24 protein-coding genes and 1 tRNA gene are annotated in these 20583 nt (G+C 45.6%); 21 read left to right on the plus strand and 4 right to left on the minus strand.

Features of this window, described 5'->3' with window-relative positions:
• Window positions 1–11 precede the first annotated feature (11 nt).
• From pnpS to MKY87_RS25495, 10 genes are all read left to right on the plus strand, one after another.
• Window positions 12–1832, plus strand: coding sequence for a two-component system histidine kinase PnpS (pnpS, locus tag MKY87_RS25450; protein WP_340966712.1), 1821 nt, complete (start codon window positions 12–14; stop codon window positions 1830–1832).
• A gap of 116 nt (window positions 1833–1948) precedes the next feature.
• Entirely contained in the window at window positions 1949–2677 is a 729-nt protein-coding gene (locus tag MKY87_RS25455) for a response regulator transcription factor (RefSeq protein WP_091032528.1), read from the plus strand.
• Between the two features lie 152 nt (window positions 2678–2829).
• The gene (locus MKY87_RS25460; protein ID WP_340966713.1) at window positions 2830–4011 is read left to right on the plus strand and encodes a methyl-accepting chemotaxis protein; all 1182 of its coding nucleotides are present in this window, start codon (window positions 2830–2832) and stop codon (window positions 4009–4011) included.
• Between the two features lie 227 nt (window positions 4012–4238).
• Window positions 4239–4994 (plus strand): phosphate ABC transporter ATP-binding protein PstB, encoded by a 756-nt coding sequence (gene pstB, locus MKY87_RS25465; RefSeq protein ID WP_036609821.1) that lies wholly within the window; start codon window positions 4239–4241, stop codon window positions 4992–4994.
• Between the two features lie 63 nt (window positions 4995–5057).
• Window positions 5058–5717 (plus strand): phosphate signaling complex protein PhoU, encoded by a 660-nt coding sequence (phoU, locus tag MKY87_RS25470; RefSeq protein WP_017689478.1) that lies wholly within the window; start codon window positions 5058–5060, stop codon window positions 5715–5717.
• 233 nt (window positions 5718–5950) lie between these two features.
• Complete coding sequence (gene polA, locus MKY87_RS25475) at window positions 5951–8605, plus strand: DNA polymerase I (protein ID WP_340966714.1); 2655 nt, start codon at window positions 5951–5953, stop codon at window positions 8603–8605.
• Between the two features lie 118 nt (window positions 8606–8723).
• Window positions 8724–9551: a DNA-formamidopyrimidine glycosylase gene (gene mutM, locus MKY87_RS25480; protein WP_036669994.1), complete on the plus strand. Its 828-nt coding sequence runs from the start codon at window positions 8724–8726 to the stop codon at window positions 9549–9551.
• Between the two features lie 142 nt (window positions 9552–9693).
• A complete protein-coding gene (locus tag MKY87_RS25485) occupies window positions 9694–10467 on the plus strand; it encodes a manganese efflux pump (protein ID WP_244898316.1) in 774 nt (257 codons plus the stop codon).
• Window positions 10468–10476: 9 nt separating this feature from the next.
• Window positions 10477–11073, plus strand: coding sequence for a dephospho-CoA kinase (coaE, locus tag MKY87_RS25490; RefSeq protein ID WP_036670004.1), 597 nt, complete (start codon window positions 10477–10479; stop codon window positions 11071–11073).
• Window positions 11070–11633, plus strand: coding sequence for a lytic transglycosylase domain-containing protein (locus MKY87_RS25495; protein WP_036609809.1), 564 nt, complete (start codon window positions 11070–11072; stop codon window positions 11631–11633). The genes coaE and MKY87_RS25495 overlap by 4 nt, the downstream gene beginning before the upstream one ends.
• 82 nt (window positions 11634–11715) lie before the next feature.
• Here the strand turns inward: MKY87_RS25495 and MKY87_RS25500 are convergent, their stop codons facing one another.
• Window positions 11716–11937, minus strand: coding sequence for an alpha/beta-type small acid-soluble spore protein (locus tag MKY87_RS25500; RefSeq protein WP_017689472.1), 222 nt, complete (start codon window positions 11935–11937; stop codon window positions 11716–11718).
• Window positions 11938–12053: 116 nt separating this feature from the next.
• Between MKY87_RS25500 and nrdR the strand changes: the two genes are divergently transcribed.
• The 3 genes from nrdR to MKY87_RS25515 all read left to right on the plus strand — a co-directional run bounded on the left by nrdR (window position 12054) and on the right by MKY87_RS25515 (window position 13976).
• Window positions 12054–12521, plus strand: a complete 468-nt coding sequence (gene nrdR / locus MKY87_RS25505) for a transcriptional regulator NrdR (RefSeq protein WP_026081166.1) — start codon at window positions 12054–12056, stop codon at window positions 12519–12521.
• A gap of 185 nt (window positions 12522–12706) precedes the next feature.
• Window positions 12707–12779, plus strand: a tRNA-Ala gene (locus MKY87_RS25510).
• Window positions 12780–12938: 159 nt separating this feature from the next.
• A complete protein-coding gene (locus MKY87_RS25515; protein ID WP_340966716.1) occupies window positions 12939–13976 on the plus strand; it encodes a tyrosine-type recombinase/integrase in 1038 nt (345 codons plus the stop codon).
• Between the two features lie 569 nt (window positions 13977–14545).
• Here MKY87_RS25515 and MKY87_RS25520 read toward each other — a convergent pair.
• Window positions 14546–14950, minus strand: coding sequence for a DUF3102 domain-containing protein (locus tag MKY87_RS25520; protein WP_340966718.1), 405 nt, complete (start codon window positions 14948–14950; stop codon window positions 14546–14548).
• Window positions 14951–15221: 271 nt separating this feature from the next.
• On the opposite strand from MKY87_RS25520, the gene MKY87_RS25525 reads away from it, so the two are divergent.
• Complete coding sequence (locus MKY87_RS25525; protein ID WP_340966719.1) at window positions 15222–15743, plus strand: DUF2971 domain-containing protein; 522 nt, start codon at window positions 15222–15224, stop codon at window positions 15741–15743.
• 192 nt (window positions 15744–15935) lie between these two features.
• On the plus strand, window positions 15936–16322 hold the full coding sequence (locus MKY87_RS25530) for a hypothetical protein (protein ID WP_340966720.1): 387 nt from the start codon (window positions 15936–15938) through the stop codon (window positions 16320–16322).
• Between the two features lie 114 nt (window positions 16323–16436).
• Here the strand turns inward: MKY87_RS25530 and MKY87_RS30785 are convergent, their stop codons facing one another.
• Window positions 16437–16547 (minus strand): putative holin-like toxin, encoded by a 111-nt coding sequence (locus MKY87_RS30785; protein WP_445669435.1) that lies wholly within the window; start codon window positions 16545–16547, stop codon window positions 16437–16439.
• 782 nt (window positions 16548–17329) lie between these two features.
• On the opposite strand from MKY87_RS30785, the gene MKY87_RS25535 reads away from it, so the two are divergent.
• From MKY87_RS25535 to MKY87_RS30790, 3 genes are all read left to right on the plus strand, one after another.
• Window positions 17330–17494: a hypothetical protein gene (locus MKY87_RS25535; RefSeq protein ID WP_340966721.1), complete on the plus strand. Its 165-nt coding sequence runs from the start codon at window positions 17330–17332 to the stop codon at window positions 17492–17494.
• Window positions 17495–17507: 13 nt separating this feature from the next.
• Window positions 17508–18305, plus strand: a complete 798-nt coding sequence (locus MKY87_RS25540; protein ID WP_340966722.1) for a DUF4393 domain-containing protein — start codon at window positions 17508–17510, stop codon at window positions 18303–18305.
• Window positions 18306–18589: 284 nt separating this feature from the next.
• Window positions 18590–18670, plus strand: a complete 81-nt coding sequence (locus MKY87_RS30790) for a putative holin-like toxin (protein ID WP_415841443.1) — start codon at window positions 18590–18592, stop codon at window positions 18668–18670.
• A 233-nt stretch (window positions 18671–18903) separates the two neighbouring features.
• Here MKY87_RS30790 and MKY87_RS25545 read toward each other — a convergent pair whose 3' ends face one another.
• The gene (locus tag MKY87_RS25545; protein WP_340966723.1) at window positions 18904–19116 is read right to left on the minus strand and encodes a helix-turn-helix domain-containing protein; all 213 of its coding nucleotides are present in this window, start codon (window positions 19114–19116) and stop codon (window positions 18904–18906) included.
• 190 nt (window positions 19117–19306) lie between these two features.
• On the opposite strand from MKY87_RS25545, the gene MKY87_RS25550 reads away from it, so the two are divergent.
• From MKY87_RS25550 to MKY87_RS25560, 3 genes are all read left to right on the plus strand, one after another.
• Window positions 19307–19483, plus strand: a complete 177-nt coding sequence (locus MKY87_RS25550) for a hypothetical protein (RefSeq protein ID WP_340966725.1) — start codon at window positions 19307–19309, stop codon at window positions 19481–19483.
• A 105-nt stretch (window positions 19484–19588) separates the two neighbouring features.
• The gene (locus tag MKY87_RS25555; RefSeq protein WP_340966727.1) at window positions 19589–20044 is read left to right on the plus strand and encodes a hypothetical protein; all 456 of its coding nucleotides are present in this window, start codon (window positions 19589–19591) and stop codon (window positions 20042–20044) included.
• Window positions 20045–20140: 96 nt separating this feature from the next.
• Window positions 20141–20500, plus strand: coding sequence for a hypothetical protein (locus tag MKY87_RS25560; protein ID WP_340966729.1), 360 nt, complete (start codon window positions 20141–20143; stop codon window positions 20498–20500).
• The last annotated feature ends 83 nt before the right edge of the window (window positions 20501–20583 follow it).

Genomic DNA, 20583 nt, shown 5'->3' on the forward strand with positions numbered 1-20583 from the left:
GGAAGAGATAGATGAGACCGTTCCGAATTCGCCTTGCCATCATTATGATGGTGCTGATCGGCGTATCCGTCATTGTGGCTGGATATACGATGGGCAGAGTGTTTAAGACTACGCATATAGCCGCATTGGAGCAAACCATGGTGCGCGAGATTAATTTGCTCAAAGCAACTTTTCCATTCCATGATGCAAGTGATCCAACTTCGGAAGCCACACGAAAGTATTATTCCGATCGGGCGCTCGAACTGGATCGTCTGACGGATTCCCGGGTAACCTTCATCAATAAAGACGGCATGGTCATTGGAGATTCCGAGAGTGATCCGGCATCGATGGATAATCACTTGAACCGTGAGGAGATTAAGGGTGCCGTCGGTGATGGATACGGGCAATCCATACGTTACAGTGAGACATTGGGACAGGACATGCTGTATGTAGCACTACCTGTGAATTCGGATCAAAGTGACATGATTGAAATACCTAGCGGCAAATTTGATGGCTACATTCGCCTTTCGATGAGTCTGCATGCGGTTGATCAGGGTCTTCAACGTGGTTGGATGATTATGTTTGCTGCACTTGGGCTATTGTTCTTAATTGTCGCATTTGTCAGTTATCGGGTTGCACGCGGATTAACCTCCCCGATTGAGCATATTACAAAAGTTGCCCATCGGATCACCAAGCTGGAATACGATGCGAGAGTTGATGTAACGCGAAGAGATGAGATCGGACAGCTGGGGCTTGCGATAAACGGAATGGCAGACAGCTTGCAGTCCCAACTGAAGACGATTCGTGACAATGAAGCGTTGTTACAGAGTGTCCTCGCGAACATGACCGGAGGAATTGTCATGATCGACGCAGGGCAATCCATTGCACTGGTCAATCGCGAAGCGGAGCGTATGCTTGGTATTCAGGCAGGAAAGGTTACGAGTAAGCCTTATACTGAATTGAAAAGACACTACGAATTAACTCGTACCATTGAAGAGAGTGTTGCACTGAAAGAACGGATGCACGAAGAAGTGAGTGTGTTTAACCCGGAGGAAAAACTGATCCGTCTTGATGGAGTACCGATGTCCGAAGATGATGGTGGATATCGAGGCATGTTGTTCCTGTTGCAGGACGTGACGGCGATTCGCCGATTGGAGTCAATGCGCAGTGAGTTTGTTGCAAATGTCTCTCATGAGCTCAAGACACCAGTTGCTGCGGTCAAAGGCTTTGCCGAAACGTTGCTCAGTGGCGGGGTACAGGATAAGGAGACAGAGCGATCATTCCTGAAAATCATCTACGATGAAGGAGATCGACTGAACCGATTAATCGGGGATATTCTGGAGTTATCCAAAATTGAATCGAAACGCGCGCCGCTGCAATGCTCACCTGTTCATGTACACTCTTTCTTTGAAATGGTGCTGGGCACCTTGTCCAAGGTGGCGGAGAAAAAGCAAATACGTCTGGAAATGCATGTTCCGGAGGAACTGTACATTGAAGCGGATGAGGACAAGATGAAGCAGATATTCATCAATCTGTTATCCAATGGTATCAACTATACCCCGGATGGTGGACGAGTGAAGTTACAGGTGACGATGGATAACGATGATGAAGTGGTCTTTGCGGTGTCAGATACCGGAATTGGCATACCGAAAAAAGATTTGCCGCGAATCTTCGAACGGTTCTATCGTGTTGATAAAGGCAGATCCCGTAATTCAGGGGGCACAGGTCTTGGACTTTCCATCGTTAAACATCTGGTGGAACTGCATCATGGCAAATTATCTGTAGAGAGTGAGCTGGGCATGGGGACAACGTTCCGTGTGATCCTTCCATTCATTCAAGACGAAGAGATGTAGGCGTCTAGTATCAAAATGTAAAAAGTGTGTATTGTTTTACACCGCGTTAACAAATTAGTGCTATGATAGAAAAAGTGTTGTGGCAACAGACAACCTATGAAGAGAGAAGGGGTATCATGGCACAGCGTTTGTTAGTTATTGAAGATGAACCTACATTATCAAGATTACTCACGTATAACCTGACACAGGAAGGTTACGACGTTACGGCAGAGGATCATGGATCTGCAGGATATGATCGGGCCTTGTCCCAGGAATTTGATCTCATTTTGCTGGATTTGATGCTTCCGGGCATGAATGGTCTGGACATTCTGAACAAGTTAAGAATACAGGGTGTCAGTACACCGGTTATCATTCTGACGGCCAAGAACGGTGAAGCCGAGGTTGTACAGGGACTGAAATCGGGTGCCGATGATTATATTACCAAACCATTTGGTGTATCTGAGTTATTAGCCCGAGTGGATGCGGTATTAAGACGTTATTCCAATGGCGAAGATTTACCACAGCTTGAGGACAAAGATGGCTCACGAATTATTCTGGGAGAGCTGGAGATCTATCCTTTGAAATATGAAGTGACACTGGGCGGACAATCCATCAGCCTTCGTCCAAAAGAGTTCGAAGTACTTCTATATTTGGCCAAAAAGCCGGGTGTGGTACTAACAAGGGATGATCTGATGAACGCTGTGTGGGGCTTCGATTATATTGGAGGTCAACGAACGGTGGACGTACACGTCAGCTCATTACGTAAAAAGCTGGAGCTGGACCCGGAATCGGTTCACATTGATTCCATTCGTGGTGTAGGTTATAAATTGGTTGTCAAAAGAAAAACTCCCCATCATTCAAGTTAGCAATGATCGGGGAGTTTTATTTTACGTTCGTTTAACATAAAGGAGGATTTTACTTTACGTAGAGGGAGTAGCATGGACTTATCTGGGTGATACTTTATACCTACATAATCTATCTCAAGACGGAGCTAATACGTAAAGGAGATTACGCATTTATGCCCATGTTGCTCGAAGTGAAACCTGACCAGCCTCATGTTGTTTTACATAGTGAAGAATTAATAACATCCGAAATGAAGCATAGTGAAGTAACGGTTGTTGCTGAAGAACCAGTAATCCATTTGCAAGACTATTATCGTCAGGTACCTGTCGCGGGGGTCCATACGACCTGTGGAGAAGCTGCGACGATGATGAATCAAGATCAGGAGCACCCATGTATTGTACTGTGTGATGAGCAGATGAAACCTACTGGATTGTTAATGCGAGAGACGTTATATCGCATGTTAAATGGCCGTTTTGCCGCAGATATATTCTACCGTAAGCCAGTCATACAAGTAGTGAATACATCTCCCGTTATAGCAGATATTCATATGGAAGCCTCAACGATTATTGATATCGCACTTGGACGGAATGAACAGCATTTTTACGATTGTCTGCTGGTTACGGACCAAGGCAGACTGCTTGGTGTGCTGACGATGCGTGATGTGATGTCCCTCTCTCGCAGATTGCAACAGGCTTCTTCAGCAGAACGGGTTCGTACGGTATCCGAGAGCAGACAGGAGATATCAAGAATCAATGATGCAGTCACCAAGCTGGTACATGCAGCGAATCAGACCGTTCATGAGGCCCGTGAGATCATGGCATTGTCCAAGCAGGGTGAAGAGAGTTTGAAACACGTTGATGCTTCCTATAACCGGGTACATCAGCATATGGAGAGTCAAGGACAACATGCGGATCACATGCTGAATTCGATCAAAACAGGTTCAGGCATGGCACATTCCATTCGCTCCCTGGCAGATCAAAGTGGTCTCCTCGCCCTGAATGCTTCCATCGAAGCAGCTCATGCCGGTGAATATGGACGAGGTTTTCAGATTGTTGCAGGCGAGATTCGAGCGCTCGCAAAACAGACCCGTGAGGTTGCGGGGAACATGTCTTCATTGCTAGAGAATATTGGTGGGTTGACCCTTCAGACTGTTGAACTGGTTAAGGCAAGCGGAGCGGAGATTGACGACAGTTCGGTACATGTCACCGCAGGGGGAGCAACGTTCCGACAACTGAACAGTGCGGTGAGAGATTTGTCTCGTATAGCAGAGGAGATCGCCATGGAAGGCGGGAAAGCTGGAGAAGTGGCAGAGCACATTCGTACGAAGCTGGATGAGATGGTTTCGAATAGTGAGTAATATAAAGTAGTCAATAAGGCAGACATCAGGAATCAGATTGATCCACCAAGCAGATCATGAAGGTTAAGGATGTCTTTTTTACATTCCGTTAACATGAAAGTGATACTGTTTTTACAATGAAAGGGTAGGATATTAAAGATGGCCGAGCAGCGATGAAAGATTATCAGTATCGGTCTCAACGTAAAGGGAGTTTCCGTGTCCCTGCAGCGAAGGAGAAGTGAACATCCATGAAGGACCTCATTCACATTGAAAATCTTAATTTATACTATGATACGCATCACGCGCTTAAAAATATATCGATGGATCTGCCGGAAAAAACCGTTACTGCGTTCATCGGGCCGTCAGGTTGTGGTAAATCGACATTGCTTCGCACGTTAAACCGGATGAATGACATGATTCCGGGTGTTCGTGTGGAAGGACAGGTTATGCTGAATGGCTCTGACATTTACAGTAATGAGATTGAAGTGGAGACACTGCGCAAACGAGTGGGCATGGTGTTCCAACAACCGAATCCTTTTCCAAAATCCATATACGATAACGTCGCTTATGGGCCGCGCTTGCACGGGGTAACCCAAAAGGCTGAACTGGACCAGTTGGTGGAACAAAGTCTTGTCCATGCTGCCCTGTGGGATGAAGTGAAGGATGTATTGAAAAAGTCGGCACTTAGTTTGTCCGGCGGACAACAACAGCGTCTCTGTATTGCGCGGGCGCTGGCTGTACAGCCTGACGTTCTGCTGATGGATGAAGCAACGTCCGCACTCGACCCGATCTCTACTTTGAAGATTGAGGAGTTAGTGAAGGAATTGCATCACAAGTACACGATCGTTATGGTTACCCACAATATGCATCAGGCGGCACGGGTATCCGGACGTACAGTGTTTTTCCTGAATGGTGAAGTGGTGGAGGCAGCTGATACGGAGACGTTATTCTCCACACCGCAAGATTCCCGAACCGAGGATTATATCTCCGGAAGGTTCGGTTAAGCGAGCTGAGTTGGAATGATCCCGGCATACCCGGAGATGATGGATAAGGAGGACATGAAATCTATGATTCGCAGAAAAGAATTTGATCAGGAGCTTGAAGAGCTGCGTACCTTGCTCAAACAAATGGGTGAACATGTAGGAGCAGCATTGGATGGTGCTATTGAGAGTTTACAAACGATGAACGCGGAGAAAGCTCAGGTCATCATCAAGAATGATGCGAATCTGAATGCCCTTGAAGACAAAATTATGGAACTTGGCTCCAAACTGATCATCACACAACAGCCGGTGGCGAAGGATCTCAGACGAATTATCGTGGCATTCAAAATCTCCAGTGATCTGGAGCGTATGGGAGATCTTGCGCTCGACGTGGCGAAAGTGACACTCCGGATGGATGGACAGAAACTGATTAAACCTCTGGTGGATATCCCGCAAATGGCAGAAATCGTGAAATCCATGATCGATGAATCCATCGAATCTTTCCTGAAAGAAAACACAGATCTGGCCTATAAAATGGCTCAAACTGACGATCAGGTCGATCAACTGTATAGCCACATGATCAGTGATCTCTACACGTTAATGACAGAGCACCCGAATCAGGCTTCTCAGGCTATGCTGTTAATGATGGTTGGACGTTACATTGAACGGATTGGCGATCATGCAACCAACATTGGTGAGAGCACGGTATACCTGGTGACAGGTAAACGTCCAGATCTGAATCAATAGAAGAGTATTGATTTGGAATTGGGGAATCAGTACTGATTAAGTAATGCAATCATATGAATGGAAAAGGACTTTCTCTCAGGTAGGCTGTGTACAGCTGTCTGTGGAGAAGGTTCTTTTTTGCGATTAAATGTGAAGTGAAAGAGGCTATTCTTTTTGATGTGACAGGTGGGTATGGTATCATGAGAGTAGATGTAATTTGAAGAGGTTGACCATATAATACGCGAGGTGCTGGAATGGACAAGTTTATTCTCATAGATGGAAATAGCATTATTTACAGGGCGTTTTTTGCAATGCCGCCTCTGACCAACTCGAAAGGTCTGCATACCAATGCGGTATATGGCTTCACCACGATGCTGCTGAGACTGCTTGAAGAGCATAAGCCTACACATGTCATGGTTGCATTTGATGCAGGCAAAATCACGTTCCGCCACGAAGGGTATCAGGAATACAAGGGTGGACGGGAGAAAACACCACCAGAGTTGTCAGAGCAATTCCCGTTGCTCAAAGAACTGCTGAAAGGACTTGGCATCGCTCAGTTTGAGCTGGCTGGATTCGAAGCGGATGACATCATCGGAACGTTAACCAAACGCGCGGATGAAGCGGGCAGACAGGTGCTCGTTGTATCGGGTGACAAAGATATGCTGCAGCTCGCCTCCGAACATGTACATATCGGGCTGACGCGCAAAGGGGTAACCGATATTGAACTGTATGATCCTGCTCAGATTAAGGAGCGTTATGGTCTGACGCCGCTGCAAATCATTGATCTCAAGGGTCTGATGGGTGATGCGTCCGATAACATTCCAGGGATTCCCGGGGTTGGAGAGAAGACAGCGTTAAAGCTGCTGCACCAGTTCGGATCGGTAGAGGATGTGCTGAACGGCACAGGTGAGCTGAAAGGCAAGATGAAAGAAAAGATCGAGGCCCATGCCGAAGATGCCCGGATGAGCAAACAACTCGCGACGATTCACCGGGAAGTTCCGCTGGAGCAGACCTGGGAGGATATGCAATTCGCTGGATTAAAAGAAGAACATGCTGGCCCTGCATTGGCGAAGCTGGAATTCAAATCCTTGCTCGAACGCCTGTCGTTCAGTGGCAGCATCGGTTCTGAACAGGAAGCGGTCCCTGCTGCCGAAGTTGAATCCTCCATTGCAACAGAGGACAACATCAGTGAGCTGTTCAGTTCACTGGATTCCATTGATGTCCTCCACGTGGAGACACATGGGGATAACCCGCACCAAGCGAAATTGGTTGGACTAGCTCTAGGTTCCGCTGGAACGTATACGTTCATATCTCCCGAATTGCTTCATTCCGATGCTGCGGCTCCAGTGCGGGCATGGCTTGGTAATTCAGAGCAGCCCAAGCGCGGGTATGATCTTCATCGTGTAGATCTGGCCCTGCATGCGCATGGCATTGAATTCGCTGGTGCGTCATTTGATGTACAACTGGCAGCTTATTTGCTTGATCCAACGGAATCCAATCAGACGATTAGTGGACTCACGACCAAGTATGGTCTGCCGTCACTTGTGGAGGATGACACGGTTATGGGCAAAGGGGCCAAGTACAAGGTGCCGGAAGTGGAGATCTTGGGCGATTTCCTATGTCGAAAGGCTGCGGCAGTAGCAGCCATTATTCCACTTCAGGAGCAGGTGCTGGAAACCGATGAGATGAATTCGCTGTTCCATGAACTGGAGATGCCGTTGTCACGTATATTGGCGGACATGGAGAAACAGGGCATCAAGGCCAATACAGCCGATCTACAGGCTTTGGGCAGTGAGTTTGAAGAACAGATCAGCAAGTTGATGGCTGAGATCTACAAGCTGTCAGGAACGGAATTTAATCTGAATTCACCGAAGCAACTGGGTGAGATTTTATTTGATAGACTGGGCTTGCCAGTGGTGAAGAAAACAAAAACGGGTTATTCCACAGATGCTGAAGTATTGGAGAAATTGGCTCCTTATAATGATGTGGTCAAGCATATTCTGCAATATCGTCAGCTTGCCAAGCTGCAATCCACTTATGTGGAAGGATTGCTCAAAGAGATATCCAATCGGGATGGAAAGGTACATACGTATTATCGTCAGACCATCGCCGCTACCGGACGACTTAGCAGTCAATTCCCGAACTTGCAGAACATTCCGATTCGGATGGAAGAAGGTCGCAAAATCCGGAAGGTATTTGTTCCTTCCGAACCTGGATGGTCCATTTTGGCAGCAGACTATTCCCAGATTGAACTGCGTGTACTGGCCCACATTTCGGACGATGAGCGCTTGAAGGAAGCATTTGTCAACGATATGGATATTCATACAAAGACCGCTTCGGATGTATTTGGCGTGAAGCCTGAGGATGTGGATGGAGATATGCGTCGTTCCGCCAAGGCAGTTAACTTTGGTATCGTTTATGGAATAAGTGATTATGGTTTGTCCCAGAACCTGCATATTACGCGTAAAGAGGCCGCGCAGTTTATTGACCAGTATTTTGAAGTATTCCAGGGTGTCCGCCGATATATGGATGACATTGTGAAGGAAGCTCGCCAGGATGGTTACGTCAAAACGCTGTTGGAACGACGCCGCTACCTGCCAGAGATTAACGCCAGTAACTTCAATCTGCGTTCCTTCGCAGAGCGTACCGCGATGAATACACCGATTCAGGGAACTGCGGCTGATATCATCAAGCTGGCCATGGTACAGATGGATGAAGCGCTGCGGGAACGCAAGTTGAAGAGCCGTATGTTGCTTCAGGTGCACGATGAACTTGTATTCGAAGTGCCTGCGGATGAATTGGAACTGATGAAAGAGTTAGTCCCTTCAGTTATGGAAAAAGCATTGGAACTGTCGGTTCCGCTGAAAGCAGAAGTCAGCTTTGGTGATAACTGGTACGAAGCGAAATAAATCAAGCGCCGCGCGGTATTTCCGGTATTTTACAAAAGGCCTTTCCATGTTTGAGATATAAGAAAAGGGTCCCGCTGAGCGCCATCTTCCGTTATAATATAGGGGAGGTGAGAACATCATGCCGGAATTACCGGAAGTCGAAACAGTCAGAAGAACATTGAATCAACTTATTGTAGGCAAAACGATTGATCATGTTACCGTTAGCTTGCCGCGGATTATTCAGCGGCCGGACGACATAGATGCATTTGCAATGGAACTCGCGGGACATACCGTCATTGGCGTGGAGCGTCGAGGCAAGTTTTTGCGTATTTTGCTGGACGGGCTGGTGCTTGTCTCCCATCTGCGGATGGAAGGAAGGTACGGTGTGTACGAGCAGCATGAAGATGTGGAGAAACATACACATGTGATCTTCCATTTTAATGATGGTACGGAATTGCGTTATAAGGATGTGCGTCAGTTCGGTACGATGCATCTGTTTAATGCAGGTGAGGAACTGGTGTCCAAACCTTTGCTGAAGCTGGGACTGGAGCCGCTTGATCCCGCCTTTACGGTAACTGCATTCCGCGAGGCGGTTGGCAAGCGTACAACCAAAATCAAGGCTGTACTTTTAAATCAGGCATATGTGGTTGGTATCGGGAATATTTATGTGGACGAGGCTCTATTTCGCGCAGGTATCCATCCCGAGACCATCGCCAAGACACTGACCGAAGCTCAGTTAACGGTGCTTCATGAAGCCATCGTGGCTACGTTACAAGATGCAGTGAATGCAGGTGGATCTTCCATCAAGTCCTATGTGAATGGACAGGGTGAGATGGGGATGTTCCAGCATCAACTGAAAATCTATGGACGCAAATCAGAACCTTGTACAACTTGTGGTACGTTAATCGAAAAAACGGTGGTTGGTGGCCGTGGTACGCATTTTTGTCCGAACTGTCAGCTGCTGTAACATGAACTGAATGAACGAAATGATGAAATCATAGCACCCTTGGATTCCTCCCTCCATATACTGATATGGCAGAAATAAGCGGGCGTATACCCATACTGGCATCTTCAGTTGGCACGAGTACCGCACAGAGGAGGAGTCCGGGGTGCTGCATCATTTTATTTCATTGCTGGCGCTTGCTTTGGCGCTTAGTTTAGATGGTTTTGGAGTCGGGATTACATATGGGTTACGGAGGACTAAGATTCCCCTGTTATCTATCGCTGTTATTTCGATCTGTTCGGGATTGGTTATTGCCTTGTCGATGCAAGTAGGTGTGCTGTTGTCCCATGTGGTGTCACCGGATATCGCTTCGATCGTGGGAGCCGTTATATTGATAGGTATTGGTGCATGGTCACTGTTGCAACTTATTCGAAAGCAAGGCAAAGAACAGCTGGAAACAGACACTGGAATGGGTGAGGCAGCAGAAGCAACGGTAACTGGAGTGGGAGAAGCACAAGAGAGACTGTCGGATTCAAAGGGCAGAAATCAGGTGCTTGCACTGGATTTGGAGCAGTCGGCTTCAAATGGATCACTGGAACGAATGGTATTTACACTGGAGCTGCGCAAGCTGGGCGTTGTCATTCAGATTCTTCGCAGTCCCTCCAAGGCGGATATGGATAACTCGGGGAGTATATCTGCTCAAGAAGCGATGTGGCTAGGTATTGCCCTGTCTCTGGATGCGTTTGGAGCAGGATTGGGAGCGGCACTTCTGGGATTCCCTACACTATGGACAGCACTCATTATTGCACTGTTTAGTGGGGCGTTTCTGTCACTCGGCATGAAGGTTGGCCTACGATTCTCAGCTCTGCGCTGGATGCGAAGACTGTCTGTATTGCCAGCGCTATTGTTAATGATTATGGGAATAATGAAGTTGTTATGAGGTGAAACGATGAATATAGGCTTAACCGGCGGGATCGCGACAGGCAAAAGCAGTGTTTCCGCCTATCTCGCCAGTAAGGGAGCGTTGCTCATCGATGCAGACGTTATTGCCCGGGAAGTTATGATGCCCGGGCATCCCGTGTTGGCCGCCGCTGTTAAGCGGTTTGGACAAGCCATACTGAACGAAGATGGAACACTGGATCGAAAAAAGCTCGGAAGCATTGTTTTTCAACAACCTGAGGAACGAAAGGCATTGGAGGCTATTACACATCCGGCGATCCGAAGAGAGATGCGCGAACGGGCTGCTGCATACGAATTGCAACATCCGGATAAACTTGTGGTGTCTGATATTCCTTTGCTCTACGAATCAGGTCTGGAGGACGGTTTCGAGGAAGTTATGGTCGTATATGTCCCGAGATCGGTGCAACGAGATCGCTTGATGAGTCGGGATGGAATGACTGCAGCACAGGCTGAGGCTCGAATGGATGTACAGATGGATATTGAGCGCAAAAAACAGCTGGCAGACATTGTCATCGATAACAGCGGCTTATGGTCTGCGACGGAGCAGCAAATTGACTCATATCTACAGCGTAAGGGCTTGTTATGAGAATATTGCGTAAGAAACGTGTACTGCTGTTGATGTTTGTTTCCTTTGTACTGGTGTTATTTCTGAATACAAACTGGATGGCATGGTTCTATCCCATTCATTATAAGGAAGAGATTCGTGCCCAATCTCAGAGTTATGAGGTTGATCCGTTTCTGATTGCTTCCATTATCAAAGTGGAGACCAATTTCAAGACAAGCAAGGAATCCAAACGAGGTGCCATTGGGCTCATGCAACTGATGCCGGATACGGCCAACTGGATACTGGAACAAGCCAAAATTCCCGACACTTCGCTGGAGGAATTGAAGCACGAGCCTGAACGAAATATTCAGTTAGGCACATGGTATCTGCGGAATCTGTCCGATCAATTCGATGGCAATGAAGCAGTTATGATCGCTGCCTATAATGCGGGACCAGGCAAAGTAAACAGTTGGCTTAGAGATGGTGTATGGGATGGCTCGTTCGATACAGTGAAAGATATTCCGTTTGGTGAGACGCGTCACTATGTACAAAGAGTCATTTACTATTATAATCAGTATGTAAAGATCTATAATACGTTCTAAGTATATAAGTAGAAGCACAGAGCAGGCCGGTTATTCACCGGCCGCTCCATGCTCCTCTGTGTAGCGTATTACGATGCAGATATTATTGGTATTGACCTGCCAATTGCTGTTCTGCAATTGTTACCAGACGCTTCGTGATGTATCCACCGATCGAACCGTTCTCGTAAGAAGTCATGTTACCTTGGTATCCGTCTTGTGGGATGCTGATTCCGAGTTCTTGAGCAACTTCATATTTCATTTGCTCGAGTGCTGCGGAAGCTTTAGTTACCACCAGGTTGTTGGAGTTACCATTGCTTTGTGCCATTGCTGTTCACCTCCTCGCGGGTTGGTAAAAGTATTATGTGTCGGCAATGCGTTTTTCATTACAAAATCAGTACAGGGAATATGTGGTAAAAAGTAAAACGTGGGAAGTGATCTGTTTTGAAGTGTCCTTATTGCGGTTATATGGGTACCAAAGTGCTTGATTCGCGTCCGGCCAACGAGGCAAAATCCATTCGTCGTCGCCGTGAGTGTGAGCAGTGTGCCCGAAGATTTACAACGTTTGAGATGATTGAAGAGACTCCACTGATTGTTATTAAGAAAGATGGCAGCCGGGAAGAGTTCAGCCGGGACAAGATTCTCCGCGGGCTTATTCGTGCCTGTGAGAAACGTCCAGTCTCCGTAGAGACCCTGGAGATGATGGTATCTGAAGTGGAGAAATCTCTGCGTAATACAGCTGATGCTGAAGTGGAGAGTCGCCAGATTGGTGAGTTATTGATGGAACAGTTGTTTCCAGTCGATGAAGTGGCGTATGTCCGTTTTGCGTCGGTATACCGCCAGTTCAAAGATATCAATATGTTCATGAAAGAACTGAAATCCCTGTTGTCCAAAGACAATCTGGAGGATTAGTGAAGTGGGGAAAGGGAGAAGAGCAGTCTGGAGTTCCAGTCCGTGTGTACCAGAGAAATCGGTTGTTCTTCTCCAATCACTTTGGATCTTGAGAAAGTGATTGACAGCGAAAGCTGGATTTTATATGATATAGGAGTCGCCTGTGGAACGTAGCAGCGCTGGACAAGTTATCTATTTCATATCCTGGGGCCTTAGCTCAGCTGGGAGAGCGCATCGCTGGCAGCGATGAGGTCAGGGGTTCGATCCCCCTAGGCTCCATACTCGTAGAGAATCCGCTAATATAGCGGGTTTTTTCGTTTGTCTAGACGTTGACTGTTACCGTGGACACCTCGCAGATATGCGCTCCACGCATCGCAGATATACGCGCCTAATCCCTCGTTTTCTTACCGTAATTATTATCGAAGGAGACGGTATAGAATGGATAAACGAAAAGGAAGAACAATTAAGAGCGAGCGCACATCGACGCGCTTACAACATTCGTTAGACTATTTGTTCGATTATTACTACCAGGCGAAGAAGTCAGAAGGGCGCGCGGAGAATACGTTAAAGACATACGTACAGAATTACAATTACTTTTGTGAATTTTTGGATGAGCGTAAGATCATTCGTGACATCCGGAATATCAACGTTGAAGTAGGGCGTGATTACATAATTTGGTTACGTGATGAAAAACGAAGGTTCAGCGATAACTGTAACGTTCCGGAATCTGCCCGAACGGTCGGCCTACTACCAAAGTCAATTAACACGCGCATTAAGAATATGAAGACTATGTTTAAGTTTTTAAAAGAAGAGGAAGTAATTGAGGCGGACCCGTTTACGTACTTAAAGAACGTACAGGATATTGGGAAGGATATTGAGGTACTTACCGCGGAGGAGATGAGCGACCTCCTCAAAGCGCCAAACCAGCGTAAGTACAGTGATTTCCGTGATTTCGTTGTAATAAATCTCTTGATAGATGGGATGTTACGCGTAGATGAGGCGTTAACATTACGTAAGACTGACGTAGACTTCACTGCATGCTGTGCAACTTTACGACGCGAAGTGACCAAGACGCGTAAGCCTCGAATTGTGCCGATCACAAAACGAACTGCTAAGCTGATGCAAGAGTTAATCCGCGAATCAACGGAGTTTGGAAGTGAATATATATTCCTTAATAATTACGGGGAACGGTTGGTTCCGAATCACTTCCGTCACCAATTAAAGAAATATGCAGATCGGGCAGGAATTGAGAAGCGTGTATATCCACATTTGTTGAGGCACTCTGGGGCGACGTTGTTTCTGGAGGAGGGCGGGTCACAGCGTCATCTGCAGGTTATTCTCGGGCACGCTGATGGCCGGATGACTGCGCACTATACTCACCTGTCGGACAAGAACGTGAAAAAGAATCATGATGAGTTCTCTCCATTAAACGCGGTTATTGGTAAGTTGGAGAAGCCGCGTAAAATAAAACGATAATACGAACTCCTAAACTCATCTCTCAGCAATGCAGTTCTCATGCAAAGATATTGCAAACTCACCGGATAGCTCACCGTAGCCGTCCGGTTTTTCTTCGTATTTGCACTATTATACATACGTTTATATTTCGTTATTTCCAGCGGCTACTCTACGCGTCAGAATTTGCGCCTCTTTGAACTTCTCGTAAAATTCACGTGAAATTAGCGTATTTAAATGTTGACCCTAACGAATACCCTCACGCGCTATTTGAACGGCTAAATCAACGGATATTTTACGGAGATTTCAGGGCGGCGATTCGGAGGGTTCGGTGTGAGGGGCGGCGAGGCGTAACGTATTGTCTTTTTCTTTAGTTCTGCCGCGCAATTCTATGTGTGATGCCCATCTATCCGTCACGATCACTTGTTATCGGGGCGTACGAAGTTATGAACGTAGTGAATAACTGAGTAAAAGATCTTAAATCTTTAAAGTCTTTAAAAGATCTTATATTTTACACACGGCGGAGGAAAAGTCAATAGGGTGTGATGAATTAATTGCGCGGCGGCCATAATTGGTAATGTTATTTTGCACTATTATACATATTTAACTTCGCGCAGCTCTCGGACGGTCATTTCGTCGGGCGTTTTAGTTGCGCCTGAGCTTAGCGTATGGCCTCGCGTTCGTTCTTCGGGCGTAAGCGTTGCGATTTCGTAGAGTGCGCGGATTCCTAACGCTGCATCTCGGAACCCCGAGGTTCCCAATTCATCCGCAACTTTAATGAACCGATTTGCGTGTTGCCGGGTAATATCACACTCATCTTCGCACCAACGCTCCCAGTCGCGGTACCCCTCCAGGCCGTAACGTTGCGGCGTATCCCGTACTTCTTTTAAACGAACCCCTATTTCGAATATCGCTTCACCAGCCACGCGCTTATATGCGTTGATTTCGGCGGTTAGCGTGGGGAGGTCGGATGAGAGCTTGAGATCATTCGTAGTCATAGGGCTACGGTCAATTTAATTTAGTACTCTTGACTAAACGCTTACGTTTTCTGAAGCAACGCTATAAATAAATTTTTATTTATTATCAGACTGAACGGTGGTACTATTTTTTATAAAAGGAGGAAGTGGTGGTTAGATTTTTAACTCATGTGGAAAAGGCGTGTTATCATAATACATAGCGAGGTAATCTATGGGGTACGATCATAATCAATGGAGAAAGCGTATTTATAATAGGTCGGATATGACAGACAGTCTCACTCATTTAACGAAAATGTCAGGAAGTATGAGTGCTGTAGATGTCTTAATAAAAATTTTGAACGAAATGTGTATTAAGGGTAGTACGAAAGGGTATATTGTGGGAGAAACACCAGTTGTATGTTTTCAAGACACGCCATTATATGGTATTTCACAAAATATTTATCACGAGAGCGTGTACAGAGATGAATTGGGTTCGAAGGTTAGATACTCACCAACAGGATTGAGTTTTAATAAACTGGATATATACCGATGTGGTGGGCGTCCTTGTATATATGAACAAAAAGATGTAGCTAAGAAGTTTTTGCCTCCAGAAGAATGGTGGAGAATTGTTAATTTTAATTTAAATAGTAATGATAACATTGTTGATTGGACACATGAGAGAGAGTGGAGAATCAAAGGGGATCTTGTATTTCCTTATTATAGTGCGACCATAATTTTGTCTCATAATGATGAGTATCGAGAATTTATCGGGAAAATAAATAGAGATGTACTAGTTCAATTGGCAGGCGTGGTTGTTCTTTCTCGAGCACTGTAAGAATCAAATTTGACTATGAGATACATAAACTACACACTCGCCTGCAGCGGATATCGTTTCCGTTCGCAGGCTTTTTGTCGTTTACGGGACGACGTCGTCCCTTCTGGTCTCTCCCGCTTGTATAATCCGCCACTCCCGCGCTATACTAAGAACAAATGTTCCCTAACGCTACCGAACGGAGTTGAAACGAAAATGATCGATATCACCTCGGAAGACCACGCGCTAATCAAATCGCATGTCATACTGCCGCGCGTCCTCACCGCATTCGAACGGGATATCGCGCTCATCAACGCTACATTAAAGACGCCGGGCCCGTATGTCGACGTAATAGCGGAGGCCCAACGCAAACTCACCGCAGACCTATACGAGATCCGCAAAGGATTCCGTCAGCGCGGCATCAAGGTCTACGAAGAGGTCTCGGATAATGACGGAGTAACGGCGCGCTATAAATGCCGCGGATACGAGTCGCAAATGCGGATAAGGTGGACGATGATGGCTGCGGACGCGAGCGTAGTTATGCGGAAGTATCTGGGGCTGAATGAGGGAAGGCGGCCGTTTGTGACGGTATCTCCGGAGTAGACAACGAAAAGACGCAGCTTTGGAATAGACTGCGCCCGGGTCTTGCGTGTGTTGGCGGTAAGGTTTATGATTGTTACATAAAGATGATTGCGGTAGCTACTCTTGGCGGGGAGGCTATCGCTTTTTTGCGTTTATAAAGAAAATAACTGACGTAATAAAGGCCAACATTGTGAAGATTAAAATACCGAAGTTAAGCATAACGTCTAGTGCCTCATATGTGCTCATTTCATCACCACCTTTCTCATAAATGTAAGTTTAACTCCATATTCAATAATCTCCTATCACTTTTAGTAAGGGGGTGATTTTTGTTGACAGGAAATCGATATTATGATAAAGCGGACTGCAAGGTATTTATCTCCATAGGCTTGTCTTACTCAAATATACATCTTCACAAACTCTGTGGATGAAATAATTATAGAAATTTTTTCGATTTATTTTTAAAATATTCTTAAATGTTTTTTCAATCACACATAGATTTATGAGCCCTATTTTCGTTGTCATCTCGTTGACACCTCCGTAGTATAAGTGGACTATCGTATTTTGGTAAAACGCCATATTCTCCGAATTAGCAAAAATGACCAACAACTAAAAAGTAAATAACTAGTAGAATCAGTTATCATAATGTATCTGAAAGATTTGTTATGTTAACTTAAGTGCTGTTTTATTGAAAATGGATAATAAATTCCAACTTTGTATTATGCTCGAATGCTCTCGTTATCTTACAAATTCATTCCGAGAATTGTCCCGTTGATGAACGCGTAAATCCATAACGCTATGATAAGCGGCCACGCTATTACGATCATCCAAAACGCGTTAGGCGGAAACGGAAACCACACGCATAATACCGTCGCGAATACGAGTCCGAATAGACGTGCTGAACGTACAGGTTATCGAATATTCGTCTGATCACGCGTTCACTCCTTCGATTTTGACGCCGAGTAGTAGCAGGGAATTTGCGCCAATTTGTCGAAGTATATACGCAACCCACAACGAAAGGACAACGCCTAATGCGTCCGCTAACTTCTGATATCCAACTTTATACCGCGCGGATGAACCGAACGTCTATTGTTATGTTTATTGTCCCGGAACTCGTTGGCAGCGGTGTGATCGAGGTTGCGGTGAAGGGCGAGATGTATATGCGCGGAGTCTGCACGTTTAAATATGCGGGATGAGAGGATGATAGGTATGAGTGAGCCTAATTTTTTGACGGAAGTCATAAGCGGAACGGGAGACATTGTCAAAAACCTGCCTGAAGATGTTAAAAATGATCTTGTTCGTAAACCGTCTCAAGAAATCGGTGAGGGTCTTAGCAACTTAATATACGTAATTTTTGGTCCTATTTTGAAATCAAGAGTTAAAGTAGAGCACAGTGTTAAGAAGATGAGAGCGGAGCTTGAAAATAGTATTAGTGTTATCCCAACAAACAAACTAGTTGAGCCTGCTTTAAACATCGTAGGGCCTGCAATAGAAGGTAGTAAGTATCACATCGAGGATGATAACTTAAGAACTCTGTTTGTAAGATTAATCTCCTCAGCTTCAAATGTGGACAAAGTCGGAGAAGTGCACCCATCTTTCGTTGAGATTATTAAACAATTATCGCCCTTTGATGCTATGTGTGTTAACTTTCTTGCGGAAAATCGAATTTCTGTAGGGTGTGCTATTTTACATATGAGTTATGGCGAGGGGCATGGGTACAATCAAGCTAAGTACTTATTCCCGTTCAGTGATATAAATCCGGTAAATATGAGTGCCTATTTGTCATCTATTGATAATCTTATCAGGTTAGGATTGATAGAGTTTTATAATGAAGAATTTATTAAACAAGATATGTATGACTCTCTTGACGTTCTCGATGATATAGTAATGTATCATAAAGCGAAACTTCTTCCAAAGTACCCCTCCTCAGTAGTTACGCTAAAGAAGTGCTCTTGGGCATTTACTATGTTGGGTCAAAATTTTATTAAGTCGTGTGTCCTTGACTAAATCAACCCGAGCAGACTTGTGAGGGAACCGCAGCCTGTCCGTAGGGTTAGCGGTTCTTTCTCGTTATCCCCGTACATATAGCGCGTCCAGCCCGTCCAGGTACGTTTCCCTCACCGAAGCCCTAACGCGCTGAATCTACGGCAAATACACGTGAAAAAGAGCCGTATGGTTAACGACCCGATGGTGTCTCGATATTTAATATTCCATAATTTTAATTACGCGTGTATACTGGAAAGTGGACAAGAGCGGGCTTTACCTACCTTCATATGAGGGGAGGTGGTAGCATGTCCACCTATGAGACACTTATCCTTATGATTTCGTTCGCTACATTAATAGTGTTAATTATACGTACTAAGCAGAAATAACCGCCCTCTCTACCAAAGACTGCGGTTATTTCTCCGAAGATGTACCGCTCTTGTCCTCTGTAAATTATGATTTACAGTGGTAATTCAATTTTACCCCCAAATGTACCTTATTACAATAAAATAATACTGAATTAGTTATTTTAATACGTGGCTCATAATTTAAATTGTTGAAATAATAAAACACCGCTATCCTGTACGCAGGGATAGCGGTGTTTTTGCGTTTAATCAGTATTTTATTCAGCTTTAGGTATGTATTCAATTAAGTCGCCAGGAAGCACGTCCAACTTTTCGCACAAGGTATTAAGCGTTGGGAAATCTATCCGCGCGTTGGCATTCAACGCGAGCGCCTTTACAGTATTGCGATTTATGCCGGTAATTTGAACAACGTCTTTCTGTTCAAGTCCGCGTTCCTTCATTATCTTATCGAGTGAGAACCGGATAGCCACGAAAATTCCTCCAAAAATAGATTAGTAAACTAGTTGACAAGAAAACTACGTGGATGTATAGTTGTAATCAAGTAAACTAGTTGACAAGATAACCTGTTAACATCTTATACGTATATCGTAACAAAGCGTTTCATCATTATCAAGCAACATCGTACTAGTCCGCACCACTCACGCAAGGAGGTACGCAATTATGTCAATTACTATCGTAACCAAAGGCGTAGACGGCGACGAACCGTTCCGCATCGAATACGCCGGCACGCTTATAGATGAACACCACGCGATTTACGTTGACACCGAGTTTAATCTCGCAGTTATGGAACGCGTCAGCTTTGACGGAGCCGAGTACGTCACGATAGTAAGCCTGTAGTATTCGACCTCCCGATAACTGACGTCAGCTTCATCGGTAACATTCACGATATGAGCGCGATTGAACTACCTCAAAAACTTATCCCCCATAAGGAGGCGCAATAATATGAGAATCGTTCCAACTTACGAAATTACGTACACTTGCGACCGCATTGCCGCAAACTTCATCTTCACTCTCAACGGTATCGAACGCCATGTACCTCACAACTTGTTTCTCGCAGTATTCCCGCGCATCAACCGCCGTAACCGCACAGCCAGCTTAGAAGCGTCGGTGGCCGAACTCGAAGCACTTAGCATCATCTCAGACTTATCAGAACCGCTATCTTCGCTGATTACATACGAATTGAGCGAACGGCACGGATGTAACTACGTCGTTACACACATCATGTTCGGACAGCAAATCGTTTGCCTGCCGGGAGCATTTCGTCGGATCACCGGAGTAAGTAACCGTGCAGTATCCGGAATAGTTACGTTAACAGCCGCTAAGCTCGCCGAAGTCGGATTCATTATCGAAGGAGGAAACAACAATGATTGCAACTACCAATATGCCAACTATGCGTAACAATCAGGAATCAAACACTTCATATAAACGTAACTTCATCCGCATGCTCAAGTTCGTGTACGCGCTTGTAGTGATTGTGAAGGAAGTGATCGCATAATGAGCGCGAAATTTGAACTCGAACTTGCTTCCATGATTCTCGGTCCATTTGATGAGGAGCACCAGTATGAGCTTTACGAAGGCTATGTAGTGAACGAACGCCACATTTTCATTATGGACGCGGGCGATCTTTGGTTGCGCCAGGTACATAAGGCCCCGCACATGGAGCACTTGTATATTGACGGAGAATCCGGCGGGCTGATTATCGCCAACGAAGTCGAAGATATGGACACCCGCATTCTTATAGAAACAATTATCACGGAGTTAACGCAGATAAACGGTCTGCAGTTCTTGCTCGATATAATGCTTTGGACAAAGGAACGCAGCGATATCAACCTCAAGCTTGAACATCTTCGATGAACCTAATAGCGCGGGAATGCCTAATGGGGAGAAGACGCACGCCATGAAACGTACTGTACTGAGTTGGTGGCGCTAAACGCCAG

This window comes from Paenibacillus sp. FSL R7-0198, assembly GCF_038000415.1.
In the GTDB taxonomy this organism is placed as follows: Bacteria; Bacillota; Bacilli; order Paenibacillales; family Paenibacillaceae; genus Paenibacillus.